12 protein-coding genes are annotated in these 13,945 nt (G+C 34.2%); 4 read left to right on the forward strand and 8 right to left on the reverse strand.

Annotation, left to right across the window (positions count from 1 at the left end):
* Positions 1-139: 139 nt before the first annotated feature.
* The 3 genes from OEA66_RS05050 (at position 140) to OEA66_RS05060 (ending at position 1,991) form a co-directional block, all read left to right on the forward strand.
* On the forward strand, positions 140-532 hold the full coding sequence (locus tag OEA66_RS05050; protein WP_267280360.1) for a hypothetical protein: 393 nt from the start codon (positions 140-142) through the stop codon (positions 530-532).
* Between the two features lie 94 nt (positions 533-626).
* The gene (locus tag OEA66_RS05055; RefSeq protein WP_267280361.1) at positions 627-1,034 is read left to right on the forward strand and encodes a hypothetical protein; all 408 of its coding nucleotides are present in this window, start codon (positions 627-629) and stop codon (positions 1,032-1,034) included.
* Positions 1,035-1,199: 165 nt separating this feature from the next.
* Positions 1,200-1,991, forward strand: coding sequence for a GLPGLI family protein (locus OEA66_RS05060; protein ID WP_267280362.1), 792 nt, complete (start codon positions 1,200-1,202; stop codon positions 1,989-1,991).
* Positions 1,992-2,362: 371 nt separating this feature from the next.
* Here OEA66_RS05060 and OEA66_RS05065 read toward each other — a convergent pair whose 3' ends face one another.
* The 5 genes from OEA66_RS05065 to OEA66_RS05085 form a co-directional block, all read right to left on the reverse strand.
* Positions 2,363-3,061 (reverse strand): hypothetical protein, encoded by a 699-nt coding sequence (locus OEA66_RS05065; RefSeq protein WP_267280363.1) that lies wholly within the window; start codon positions 3,059-3,061, stop codon positions 2,363-2,365.
* Positions 3,062-3,217: 156 nt separating this feature from the next.
* Entirely contained in the window at positions 3,218-4,660 is a 1,443-nt protein-coding gene (locus OEA66_RS05070; protein WP_267280364.1) for a TolC family protein, read from the reverse strand.
* Positions 4,647-7,841, reverse strand: a complete 3,195-nt coding sequence (locus OEA66_RS05075; RefSeq protein WP_267280365.1) for an efflux RND transporter permease subunit — start codon at positions 7,839-7,841, stop codon at positions 4,647-4,649. The genes OEA66_RS05070 and OEA66_RS05075 overlap by 14 nt, the downstream gene beginning before the upstream one ends.
* Before the next feature lie 80 nt (positions 7,842-7,921).
* Positions 7,922-9,004 carry an efflux RND transporter periplasmic adaptor subunit gene (locus tag OEA66_RS05080; RefSeq protein ID WP_267280366.1) on the reverse strand — a complete coding sequence of 361 codons (1,083 nt, stop codon included), beginning with the start codon at positions 9,002-9,004 and terminating at the stop codon, positions 7,922-7,924.
* A 199-nt stretch (positions 9,005-9,203) separates the two neighbouring features.
* Positions 9,204-9,593, reverse strand: a complete 390-nt coding sequence (locus OEA66_RS05085) for a hypothetical protein (protein WP_267280367.1) — start codon at positions 9,591-9,593, stop codon at positions 9,204-9,206.
* Between the two features lie 291 nt (positions 9,594-9,884).
* Between OEA66_RS05085 and OEA66_RS05090 the strand changes: the two genes are divergently transcribed.
* Positions 9,885-10,274, forward strand: a complete 390-nt coding sequence (locus OEA66_RS05090; protein WP_267280368.1) for a hypothetical protein — start codon at positions 9,885-9,887, stop codon at positions 10,272-10,274.
* A gap of 33 nt (positions 10,275-10,307) precedes the next feature.
* Here the strand turns inward: OEA66_RS05090 and OEA66_RS05095 are convergent, their stop codons facing one another.
* The 3 genes from OEA66_RS05095 to porM are packed head-to-tail and all read right to left on the reverse strand — an operon-like array spanning position 10,308 to position 13,940.
* Positions 10,308-11,339 carry an NAD(P)/FAD-dependent oxidoreductase gene (locus OEA66_RS05095; RefSeq protein WP_267280369.1) on the reverse strand — a complete coding sequence of 344 codons (1,032 nt, stop codon included), beginning with the start codon at positions 11,337-11,339 and terminating at the stop codon, positions 10,308-10,310.
* A gap of 54 nt (positions 11,340-11,393) precedes the next feature.
* Entirely contained in the window at positions 11,394-12,332 is a 939-nt protein-coding gene (porN, locus tag OEA66_RS05100; protein WP_267280370.1) for a type IX secretion system ring subunit PorN/GldN, read from the reverse strand.
* 18 nt (positions 12,333-12,350) lie between these two features.
* A complete protein-coding gene (gene porM, locus OEA66_RS05105) occupies positions 12,351-13,940 on the reverse strand; it encodes a type IX secretion system motor protein PorM/GldM (RefSeq protein WP_267280371.1) in 1,590 nt (529 codons plus the stop codon).
* Between the last annotated feature and the right edge of the window lie 5 nt (positions 13,941-13,945).

Below are 13,945 nucleotides of genomic sequence, written 5' to 3' on the forward strand. Positions count from 1 at the left end.
CGTCAGGCGGACTGAAGTGCAAAACTCAACGGCAGTTTTTCAATTGAAATTTAGTAATAATACCGGCTTTTGTGCTTCGATTTTCCGCCCGAACACAAAGCCCTGAAACGTTAGCCGTAATTTTAAAAAGAAACCACATATGATTGAATGGAGTATATTTCTTATTTCTGAAAAACTAAAAATTTATCAAAGATTTGAGGGAGAAATAAGATTCGGACCTAAATATTTACAACTTAAAACTGAACCAAATATTCAGGAATTTTATGGAAAAATTTTTGGAGATTGGTTTTATAAAACTTCAGATGGCATTTTTTTACAAGAATGGAGTTCACTTCAATATGCTAATTCAAATTTAATTTACATTGATTTTAAAGAACTGAAATCTATAACATTACAGAAAAATATAGAATCTGTATTTTGGAATATGTCAGAAGATAACAAGTATTACAATTTGAATATCAACACTAATTTTATTGAAATTCGTATAAATAAAGATGTGATTAATAAAAAGTATACCACAAATGATTTATGACTATTGTAATTCAAACATTAAGGATAATTTAATTCTTAGTTGTGAGATCAAGAATTTACAAAAAATTCATTCTTATAGTTTGCAAAATGATGAAATGAAAGTAGCGATTTTTAAATGTAAAAATTGTAATGGAATATGGAAACAAACGACATTTAACAATTTCACAAAATGGTTGCAAATTGGAGAAGTTACAGTTAATCAGGAAGACTATATTCCTTATGACTCTTCTGGATACTATCCTATTGAATATTTTGAAATTGAAGAAGTTTATGATTATGACAATTCTATCTTTTGTGGACATCCTAAAGAAACAAAATTATATCGGGGATTAACTTGTTCGCCTAAAGCCCTAAAACTAATTGAAAAAATTAATGAAATAGAAGTAATTGGTTGGAAAACTAAAACTGAAATTTTTGTGTGTTCCAAATGCCAAACAAAATGGGAAATAACTGAAGAATTTGATACTCAACACGGATATGCTAAAACAGCAAAAAAGATATAAAAACTGCGGCTAACAAGGGCTTTGCAATAGTGGGCGGAAAGTCTAAAATTCGCGTTTTGCGCTTCGATTAAAATTGTATTTTAGTTGAAAGTTTCTGCATCGGTTTGCCCATCATCACAAGGCTCCGAACCGTTAGCATAAATTTTAAACAAACATATGTTACAAATGAAATTGATTATATTTTTTCTCGGAATTTCTACCTTTTGCTTCTCGCAAAAATTTAGTTTTATTTACGAAACAAAATACAAACTGAATCCGGAAAAACTAGACGATGTTAATTCCAGTAGTATGATTTTAGATTTAAAAAATAATACTTCAATTTTTAGAGATTTACAAGACAAAAACTCTGATTCAGTAAAATTGAATAATGGAAACGGAAGATATAAAATGGGTGTTGAAAATCAATTCTATATTAAAAAGAATCTTGCTCAAAAAAGAATTGAAAAAGTAATAACTTATTTGGGAACAGATTATCTTCTTCCCATTGATGAAATATTAAATTGGAAAATAACTTCCGAACAAAAAATGATTGGAAAATATAAATCTCAAAAAGCAGAAACAACTTATGGAGGAAGAAACTGGATTGCTTGGTTTACTACAGAATTACCTTTCAGCGATGGGCCATATGTTTTCAATGGTTTACCCGGACTGATTGTTTCTATTCAAGATTTAAACAATGAACATTCATTTAATTTGATAGAAGTCAAAAAAGGCGGGAATCTATTTGACGTACGTACAAAACCAATAAAAATTGATTGGGAAAAATATGAAACACTTGCAAAATCATTTTTTAACGATCCTTATGATATAAATACAAAATTGGCAATGGGAAAAACAGTTACATTTACCGGCCCGAATGGTATTGCAATGGATATTTCAGTAAAGACTAAAGAAATGCAAAAAAATATTTTGCAAAAAAATAATCCAATTGAATTAAATCATAAAATAGATTATTAATAAAAATTCTGCTATTATGGTATTTCCAAATACAGGATTAAAAATTTCAGCCAAATCCAGCCCGCACTTCGCCAATATATTTTCGTTAGATTGAATAACAAGCTTAGTCCGAGTAAAAACACCATAGTTAATAATTTCATTTTTATAAATTTATCAAAAACAAAATCCAGATCAATAAATCTGGATTTTTGCTTGAAATACATTCTGATAAAATGCATTTCGACAATATAATGATGTATGAAAGTTTGGTGTTTTAATGAAAGACTTCTCACCTAGCCCGGATTGCAACGTCATCCTTTTTCCAGATTGGATTTGCAAAAAAGCGGTGGCGAAAAAGATACAGTGGAAAGCCGGAAATAGCTCCTAAAAAATCAGTTGCAAACCGTAAGGAAAGTCTGGTTTCTCATGTGAATTCTCATCATCGCTTCAGAGCGGAGTTCGCTGTAAATACTCAGTTCAAAAGATTCAACTGCTTTCAACTTAAAATCGATAAAATCTGCAATTCTCACGACCGAAAAATAGAAATTTCTGTACAAAGCCATATCGACTGTACTTCCAAAATGAGGCAGAAAAGCCTTTAAAAACGGGAGTTTTTTCTGATGTAAATTATAGTCCGGGCAATATCCTGTTTTCTCTTTTGCCGTAATGATTTCGTAATGATTGATGTAGTTTAAAATCGTCTCATTTTCTTTCATTGAAATTTTATTCTTCTGAAAGTAATGATGAATTCTGTCTAAAATATGTTGGGCATATTCCATCATGCTGATGGTTTTCAACTCAGAAACGTTGTTGATCCCAGTTTTAATTTTTTTTGCATTACTATGATTTATATTGAATGAAATTCCAAAATTTTCATGGTACGGAAAAAAGAAGTTTTTTACTTGAATCATTGCATCTGCCTGTAATCTGTCTTCGGAAAAATTGTAACACAGATATGGCTTGTATATCGATTTCAGATAAAGAAGAAAATCGGTTTCATTGGTATTTTGGTCGTTTTCAAACCATTTTTCAAGATTGTTATAATATTGATTTTCAAATTCTCTGAAACTTAAGTAAAAAGGGATTTCCATAGCTCTTAATATTTTATACTGCAAAGCTATAGGTGTAAAGCGTCAAAACTTGACGTGTTTTATTTTGGATTTTAATTTTATTAAAAAAAAGCCCGGCTCTGAAAACAGAACCGGACTCCACGATTGAAATAATGATATATGAATAAAAAACCTAACTTATTTCCAGCCGCCGCCTAAACTTTTGTAAATGTCGACAACGGTACTTAACTGTTTCTCTTTGGCTTCAATCAATTCCATTTTTGCATCTAAAGCGTCTCTTTGGTTTAATAAAACTTCCAGATAATCGGCTCTCGAGTTTTTGAAAAGCTGATTGGCAATATCGATGGATTGGTCTAAAGCCTGAGTTTCCTGAGACTTTAACTGATAATACTGATCGATGTTTTTCACTTTCGACATTAGATTTGAAATATCTAAATAAGCATTCAGAATAGTTTTGTCATATTCATACAAAGCCTGAATCTGTTTTGCATCTGCTGTCTGAAAATTGGCTTTGATTGCACTTTTGTTGATCAGCGGTCCTGCCAGTTCACCAACTAAACTTGTAGCAATCGACTCAGGTAATTTAACAAGATATGAAGGTTTAAAAGCCTCTAGACCTAACGTTGCTGAAATTTCCAAAGAAGGATAAAATTCTTTTCTTGCCGCTTCAACGTCTAATTTTGCTGCTTTTAATTCTAATTCAGCCTGCTTAATATCGGGACGGTTTGCTAATAACTGCGACGGAATTCCGGTATACACTGTTTGCGGAATAATTGACATAAAACTTTCTTTCGTTCTCACGATTGGTTGCGGATAACGGCCACAAAGTGCATTGATCTGATTTTCTTTTTCAGTAATCTGTTGACGGAGCGTGTATTCTGTCGCTTTTGATTTTGCCAGTTCGGCTTCAAACTTTTTCACGGCCAATTCTGTTGCTGCTGCCGCCTGCTTCTGAATTTTAGCAATTTCCAAAGCTCTCGTCTGCAATTTGATATATTGCCGAATAATATCCAACTGATTATCTAGTGCCAACAATTCATAATAATTATCAGCCACTTCCTCGATCAGATTTGAAAGAACAAAATTCTTTCCTTCCACCGTTGAAAGATAATGCGCAACGGCAGCATCCTTTTCTGTTCTGAGTTTTTTCCAGATGTCGATTTCCCAATTAGCCATCAAACCACCTTCGAAGTTTCCAAGTGGATCGGGCATTTCTTTTCCTGGTTCGATTTCAGTGGATGCGTCTCCAGCTCCCGTACTGGTGTAGCGACCTACTTTTTCAACTCCGGCTCCTAATCCAGCTCTTACGGTTGGAGAAAGTTTTCCTTTTTTAGCAACGACTCCACTTTTGGCAATTTCAATTTCCTGAAGCGTAATCATCAACTCCTGATTGTTTTTCAGAGAAGTTTCGATTAGACTAACCAAGTTCGGGTCGGTGAAAAACTGTCTCCACGGCGTTGTTCCGCTGTTGGTATTTGCGTCCTGCTGTTCGTTTTGATTAAAATTTTCAGGAATATTATTTTTTACTTCGTCCTGAATGACGGTTGCCATCGGAGCTTTACAACTCGCCAAAATAAGCGAAACGGTAATGGCTGCAATATATTTATTATAAATCTTCATGTTTATCATCGTGTTGGTAAGGTTCTGTTTGTTCTGTTAAAGGATTTTCTTCTTCGTATTTTGCCAGTCTTGTTTTGTCAGCAATAGTTCCGAAAATGTAGTATAATCCAGGAATAATCATTAGTCCGAAAACGGTTCCCAAAAGCATTCCTCCTGCTGCTGCAGTTCCGATGGTTCTGTTTCCTACAGCTCCCGGTCCGGTTGCCATGACCAACGGAATTAACCCTGCAACAAATGCAAACGAGGTCATCAAAATTGGTCTGAAACGAACTGCTGCGCCTTCGATTGCCGCTTTTGCTACAGAAATTCCTTCTTCAGCTTTTTTCTGAACGGCAAATTCAATAATCAATACTGCATTTTTACCTAAAAGTCCGATGAGCATCACCATCGCAACCTGTGCATAGATGTTGTTTTCAAGACCTAATAATTTCAGACATAAAAATGCTCCGAAAATACCAGTCGGTAATGAAAGAATTACCGGCAATGGAAGAATAAAGCTTTCATATTGCGCTGAAAGAATTAAATAAACAAATCCTAAACAGATCAGGAAAATGTAAACGGCTTCGTTCCCACGACCTACTTCATCTTTTGAAATTCCTGCCCAGTCAATTCCGAAACCTCTTGGTAAAGTTTTATCGGCGACTTCCTGAATGGCTTTGATTGCCTGTCCGGAACTGTAACCCGGAGCCGGAGTTCCACTTACTTCAGAGGAATTGTACATGTTATGTCTCGTAATTTCAGAAAGACCATATACTTTTTCCAAATGCATAAAATCTGAATACGGAACCATTTGGTCTTTATCGTTTTTCACATATAATTTCATTAAATCACTCGGCAAAGCACGATATTGCGGACCTGCCTGAACAATCACCTTATAAGGTCTGTCAAAACGAATAAAACTGGTTTCGTAGTTCGAACCGATTAATGTGGAAAGATTATCCATTGCTTTTTCGATACTTACACCTTTTTGTTCGGCTAAATCGTTATCTATTTTAAGCATATATTGAGGAAAACTCGCAGAATAGAACGTGAATGCGGAACCTAATTCTGGACGTTTCTTCAATTCTTTCACAAAATCTGTACTCACCTGCTCCATTTTTTGATAATCTCCACTTCCGGCTTTATCGAGAAGTCTTAATTCAAATCCACCTGCGGCACCATAACCAGGAATTGACGGCGGCTGGAAGAATTCAATATTCGCTCCTGGAATATTTTTGGCTTTTTCTTCCAACTTTTCAATGATTTCGGCGGCAGATTCTGAGCGGTCTTCCCAACTTTTAAGGTTAATCAAACACGTTCCTGAATTCGAACCTGTTCCTTCCGTCAGAATTTCGTAGCCGGCTAATGAAGAAACAGACTGTACTCCGTCGATATCTTCAGATTCTTTCAACAATTCTTTAGCAATCTGATTCGTTCTTTCTAACGTAGAACCCGGTGGTGTCTGAATAATCGCATAAATCATTCCCTGATCTTCACTCGGAATAAATCCTGAAGGTAATGAGTTACTTAAAAAGTAGGTACAGGCACAGAAAATTAACAGTAAAGGAAGGGTGATGAACTTTTTAGTCACTGTTTTATTCAATACTTTTTCATATTTCCCGGCTCCTTTATTAAATACATTGTTGAATTTATCTAAAAGAATCGTTACAGGGCCTTTCTTTTTCGCTTTTCCGTGGTTATTTTTCAGAATTAAAGCACATAAAGCCGGAGTCAAAGTCAATGCGACAACTCCCGAAAGGATAATCGACGATGCCATTGTAATCGAAAACTGGCGATAGAAAACCCCAACCGGACCCGACATAAATGCCACCGGAATAAATACAGCTGCCATGACCAAAGTAATTGCGATAATTGCTCCGCTGATTTCATGCATTGCTTCTTCAGTCGCCTTTAATGCAGAAAGCCCTTTCTCTTCCATCTTAGCGTGAACAGCCTCAATCACTACAATTGCATCATCGACGACGACACCGATTGCCATTACCAAAGCAAAAAGCGAAATCATATTTAAAGTAATTCCAAATGCGGACATCACCGCAAAAGTTCCCACCAGTGAAACCGGAACTGCGATCGCCGGAATCAACGTCGAACGCCAATCTCCCAAGAATAAAAACACTACGATTGCCACCAGAATAAATGCTTCAAATAAAGTATGAACTACTTTTTCAATTGATGCATCCAGGAATCTTGAAACGTCATAACTGATGTCGTAATGCATTCCTTTTGGAAAGTTGGTTTTTTCAAGCTGAGCCATCAAAGTTTTTACATTTTTGATAACATCACTTGCGTTGGATCCGTACGATTGTTTAACAGTAATCGCCGCTGAAGGTTTTCCGTTTAATGTAGAATAAATATCATACATAGAAGACCCAAATTCGATATCGGCAACATCTTTCAATCTTACAAATTCTCCTGCAGATTTAGCTTTAAGAATAATATTTCCGTAATCTTTTTCATTATTGAAACGCCCGGAATATTTTAAAATATACTCAAAAGACTGAGAACGTTTTCCCGAACTTTCCCCGGTTTTTCCCGGAGAAGCTTCCAAACTTTGCTGATTTAAAGCTTCCATTACTTCATCAGCGGAAATATTATAAGCAGTTAATCGGTCAGGTTTCAGCCAAATACGCATTGCATATTCTCGCGTTCCCAAAATATCAGCGAAACCAACTCCACTTACCCTTCTCAATTCAGACATTACATTGATATCTGCATAGTTGAAAAGGAATTTTTGGTCAGCTTTAGGATCGTCGCTGTACAGGTTAATGTACATTAACATATTCGGTTCTTCACGGGTAATTTTCACCCCTTCACGCACAACCAACGGCGGAAGTTTGTTTACTGCTGATGAAACTCGGTTCTGAACATTGACTGCTGCAACATTGGGATCAGTTCCCAAATCAAAAACTACCTGAATAGACGTCTCACCGTCGTTTCCGGCATCGGAAGTCATGTATTTCATTCCCGGAACACCGTTTAATGAACGTTCCAAAGGAATAACTACTGCTTTTACCAGCAATTCGTTATTGGCTCCGGGATACGTTGCCGTAATGTTTACTTTTGGCGGAGAAATCGCAGGAAACTGTGTGATTGGAAGTTTCATTAACGATAGAACTCCCATAAAAACGATAATCAAAGAGATTACAATCGACAGAACAGGTCTGCGGATGAATTTTTTAAACATACAATAATTATAAATTATGAATGATGAATGATGAATGATGAATGATAGATCAATGATCTCTTACCAATTATCATGTATTACTATTCTGCTTTTAATTTTAAAGATTGAAGAACTTTCTTCGGATCCTGGAATTTCACCTTCACTTTTTGGTCGTCTTTCACTTTCTGCACCCCATCTAAAAGAATTTTGTCGCCACTTGAAAGACCAGATGCAATAACATAAATATCCGGAAGTTCATAAGAAACCTTAATGTTTTTAGATTTTGCAACACCATTTTTATCAATCACAAAAACATATTTCTGATCCTGAATTTCGTAGGTTGCTTTCTGTGGAATGATTAAAGCATTTTTCAGCGGTAAAGTCATACGGATTTTTCCTGTCTCACCATTTCTAAGTAATTTTTCAGGATTTGGGAACTTCGCTCTGAAAGCAATATTTCCGGTTTCATTATCAAACTGACCTTCAATGGTTTGAATTTGTCCGGTTTGATTAAATAAATCTCCGTTTGCCATTACCAAATTCACATTTTGATTTCCACGATCGGCAACATTTTTCTGATAATTAAGATATTCAGGCTCAGAAACATTAAAATAGCTGTAAATGTCGGTATTGTCTGAAAGTGTTGTCAAAAGATCACCTTCATCTACCAAACTTCCCAGTTTCAAAGGAATTCTATCGATAACTCCAGAGAACGGAGCTTTAATATCTGTAAATGAAAGATGGATTTGTGCTAATTTCATTTCAGCATTCGCAGCATCCAATTTAGCTTTTGCCATTAATCTCTCATTTTTAGAAACAATATTATTATCGGATAATGTACTGGCGTTTCTTAGTTCGATTGAAGCCTGTTCTACTTCGGCTCTTGCTTTCAATAATTCTGCCTGGTACAATTGAGGCATAATTCGGAATAACGTTTGTCCTGCTTTTACGTATTGACCTTCATCAACATAGATTTTTTCAAGAAAACCTTTTTCCTGAGCCCGAACTTCAATGTTCTTCACCGACTGAATCTGGGCGACATAATCTTTATTAATAATCGTATCCATTTTTACAGGTGACGTCACCGGATACATAGAATCTTCTTGTTTTTCTTCTTTTTTGCTGTTACAATTTGACAACAACAGCAAAGTGCCGAGAGCGACGAATGAAGCTACTCTTTTCATAGGTATAAATTTGTTTGTTTTAAAAAATTGCCCGATGAAATCATAAAAAGTAATTGGTTCTTAATGACCAAAGACTTGGGATTTCATAAATTTTGAGGGATAAATCGTAAATAAAAATTGAATGATATTGTGCAGAATAAACGCACAGAATTACTCTATCTTTAGGATAAGACAGAATATGAGTTGAATCGAAAAGGTTCTATATTCTGATAGAACGGATAAAAATGAATCTTTTTACAGAAAGACTATCTGTAATACAATCGAAAACTTGTGGCTTGAATCTTTTGCGATAATTTAGGCCAAATAAATAGATTAGTCCAAAAACACTTGCAAAAACTAAAACTGCTTTTGCAGCATCGGAAATTTGAAAATTACCTTCATCTAATTCAAAAGAAGCCGCATCAACATTATCACTTTGCTGTTGAACAGAGATTTTTTCTAAAGTCTGATTTAGACGGTTTGCTCTTTTTGGAAGATTTTGAGAACTATGATTGGTATAATCATTCCGTAATGTATTTACATTGAGTCTGCTTTCTACTACGAAAAGTAGAAAAAGACCAGTAAGAAAATATATAATTACGTTTTTCATTTGAAGCCACAAATGTAAGCCTAGATTTATGAAATCTAAAATCAATTAACAAAATTTAACTGTAATTTAAAATAACTGAAAGTTTAGGACTGATATTATTATCAAATTAATAAAACTTAGTAATATAGCACAAAATTCGATAGTCGATTCACAAATAATAATTAAAAAGATCATAAAATAAAATATTTCAGTTATTTTATCAAAATTTAACATTTTTAATTAAAAATAATCGTACTTTTATGAGCAATAATTTACACCAAATTTCATTATCAATCAAAAACACTCATTATTATGAAAAAAGCATTATCCATAATACTTTTAGGTCTATGTACCTTATCTTTAACAGGATGTAAACACTCTGCAAAAGATCCGGATTTAAAGACAATAGAGGCGCCGACTGAAGTTTCTAATGATGATATTGTAAAAGAAACAATCATTGATCGTCACGGAGATGAAATGGAGGTTATCACAAATCATACTAAGAATAAAGTAGTTCTTCATCTTAACGGACAGTCCTATGAGCTTCACAAAAACTTTGAAAATTCCGGGTTTTCAACTTCTGATAATAAATATCAGTTCAATGAAACCAAAAATGAGGTTACTTTCTTGAAGAAAGACGTCGATATGGTTTTATTCCACGGAAAAAGAGATCAAGCCTCAACAAAGATGGCTTCACAATAACAGAAAGACGCTTTTAGTAGCGTCTTTTTTTATTTAAAATCGTTCAACAGAAATTTCTTTTGGCAGAGGAATATTATTTTCAATAAAATCGAATAATGTTTTTGAAAAATAACATCCATTTAAAATTCCTCTTGCACCCAAACCATTAAAAACATATAGATTATAATGCTTCGAATGTCTTCCTAAAATTGGTCTTCTGTCTTTTACTGTTGGTCTGAAACCAAAGTTAATTTCCTTAATTTCAAAATCACTTGGATAAAATTCTGAAAGTCCTTTTTGTAATTGTTCAACGGCAGAATCGTCAATTTCATGATGCAATTGTTGCCGGTCATAAGTTCCGCCATAAAAATAAAGATCATTCTCTAAAGGAAATAAAAAGTGTTTTTTCTTAATCGTAATATTTTTAGGAATAGATTCCGAAAGTTTTACTCGAATATGATGACCTTTATTTGGAATCACTTCAATATTTGAAAAGTATGGATTTTTTTTCACTCCCATTCCTTCACAAAACAGAATATTTTTAAACTTAAAATCTATATATGTTGAATCTGCAATGTTAATATCAGGATAATTAAATTTTTCTTTGACTAAATTTCCATTATTTTCTAAATAGCTAAGTAAACCATTAAAAAAACCTTGAACATTCAACCGTGCTGACTGATTTACCTTTCCTGTGTGAAAATCGTTTTTTACTATAGTTAAATCATCAAAATTTTCGTCTAAAAAGTTTTTTAAATCATCATTACCCGATTTTTTCAGCCAAAGTTTTTGTTCGTTCTCATCATGAAAAATCCTATGAATGGGAGATTCAATTAAATAATTTTCATTTGTATAAGATTCGACTTCTTTTAAAGACTTTTTTAGAAAGTCTATTTGCTCCTGAGCAAGCCAAAATGTGGTAAATTTTTTAAGCACAACAGGATTAATAATACCCGCCGAAATTTGAGATGCACTTTTCTTGCCTTCTGAGAAAACTACAAATGATTTGTTATTTAAAAGTAACTGATGAGCAAAAAACAATGCTGCATAACCATCACCAACGATAATGTAATCGACGTTTTGCATAATAAAAAAACCTGAGTAAATGTACTCAGGTTTTTTATAAATATCAAGTGAAATTTAGTAATTCCACATATCATTTTCCATTTGAAGAATCTGATCTTTGATTCTTTGGCTTTCTGCCAATTGCTCTTCAGCATTTCTTGGAATATAATCTTTGATTGTACCATCTCCGGTACCTGTGCTAGATTTGTAAATAATTGAAGAAAATCTTCTTGCATTGATCACATCATCAAAAGATAAATCCGCTGACGAATTTGCTCTGTTAAATACATAATTGTTTGCTAAAATATCTCTTGCTTTTGGATAATAAATCCAAAATAAATCAATTAACTCATCTTTACCGGCAATTGGTTTACCATCAGCATCAAAAACACCTTGTACAGCTGGATCAGGACCCATTGCAGCAATACCAAGAGGTCTGTACTTCATCATACCATCTCTTTTGTCGATGAACCACATTCCCATAATTTTTAAAACCTTAACATTCTCTGTTGTAGTTTCAAAAACATCTGTATTCTCCTTTATTTCTTGCTCAGTAGGTTTTCTTCCAGATGCAATAATATCAACCAAAACGTCATTGGTTACGATTTTCTGTAGTCTAGCTTTTATTTGCTCCGGAGTTAGTTTAATTGAAAAATTTTCATCATCATAAACTTCATCAACTTTACCATTCATCGCCCCATCCAATAAAACCGAATATAGAGATCTTGTAGTTTTTGATAGAAGTCCATTGGGATTGTCATAGTAAAATGGCTGATTAATTTTATCATTTAAATCGATAATTTCCCAAACAGTCATACTTTTTAAGATGTCTTTCTCATCTACAAAACCGTATTCTAAAGGAGTTACTTTATTACTAATAACAGTATCTCCCACTTTTTTCATATTCTCAGCTCTCATCTGTCTGAATTCTTCCGGAGAAGAAGCGTTTAGAATAGTCTGAGAGAATACAAACCCAGATGCTAAAACTAAAAGACTGCTAATATATTTTTTCATAATAATTGCTTTTTAATTTTATGGAACACTAATAACGATTGGAGAGATTCTTTTTACAGGTCCTTCAAGCCCCTGAGCAGTAGCCTTAATCTCAATAATAGAAACTATATCTCCAGATCTAACATTTTTCAATAAACCTTCCGCATCAGCAAGTGAATTTCCTTTAACAAGCATTGCAGCTTTACCAGGAACTCTCACCATAAATTCTGTAACAGTGAAGCTAACTGGGAAATCAAAATCTGGAATCGCTGCCTGTACGGTTTGATTCTTGATTGAAGTAGCCGGCATACTAAGAGAATTTTGTCCTCTCATCTGACCTTGTGGTGGAGGTACATTTTTAATTCTGTATTCAAATACCTGAGATACTCTCTTACCTGTAGGGTCAGTACCTGAAAGCGTTAAATTAATAGTATTACCAGTGGTTGGTTTTACATTCCATTTACCTTTACCTGCACTTGAAACATTTCCGCTTGAAGCTGTTAATGATAATTGAGCATTATCTGCACCCAAAATAGATCCTGAAACAGGGTTTTGCAATCCTCTATACATTACATTCATCTTATCAGCAGAAAGCAATAGACCTTGTTCTAGTTTTACCTGTTGAGGACCAGCGATTACATTATAAGTATGCGTGAAAGGGAATTGCTGAGCTTTTCCTGTAGCATCTGTTAAAGTAATTACACCACCGATTTTTTTCTCACCAATACCTCCAGTATTTAAAGGAAGGTAACCTTTACCGTTTTCTTGTCTGCTTACACCACTAATACTAATTTTGCTGCTGTTTGAATAGTTACCTAACATAACTACTGCCTCAGCTTTCTTACCAGCTTGAACATCCGTAGGAGCAGAAACAATAGCTTCGTAGCTTGTAAATTTGATACTTGCATCAACTTTTTCCTGAAGCATCAATGCCAATGCATCTGATTGTACGTTCCTTGCATCATTCTGAATAATTTCTAAATTAGAAATCGCAGCGATAAGCGGTTGGTGATAGAATTTATTCTGAAACCACGTCTTACCGTTTGGAGATTTTCCAGCAGGATATTCAGCAATGATAGATCTGTTTGCTCTATCTACTAATTTCAATAACTGTGGGTTACCTCCAAAAGTACTAACTATATAAGCTCTTACATCATCCAATTGCTTCTTAAGCTCTAAAGCTTTTGCAGAAGGAGAATTCTCATCACCTTCTTTAAAGAAATATTCAGTTGTAGCTTCGTTATTATTTAATGCTGAGAAGTTCTCACTTACATCCATGTCTTTTCCTGTTTTAGGATCTTTATCATGGAAGTCAGATTGCTTTTTAAGCGTTACTTTAATTTCTTCAGCTGATTTTACCAATACATCAATCTTAGCTTTCAGTGCTTTGTACTGTTCCCAAGGTGTTGCATAAGTATCCGGCACTTGTTGTGCTTTAGCTTCTAATGTTTTTTCGAAAATATCTTCATTTTTTTGCTCTGTCAAAAATCTTGTTTCATTAAGAGCTTTTGTAGAGTCATAGTATGATCTGATGATTTCAACATCAATGTTTAGGGCCATCATTGCGATGAACACCAAATACATTAGGTTGATCATCTTCTGACGTGGAGTCTGTTTTCCTTTTGCCATTCTCT

The organism is Chryseobacterium luquanense, assembly GCF_026460945.1.
In the GTDB taxonomy this organism is placed as follows: Bacteria; Bacteroidota; Bacteroidia; order Flavobacteriales; family Weeksellaceae; genus Chryseobacterium; species Chryseobacterium luquanense.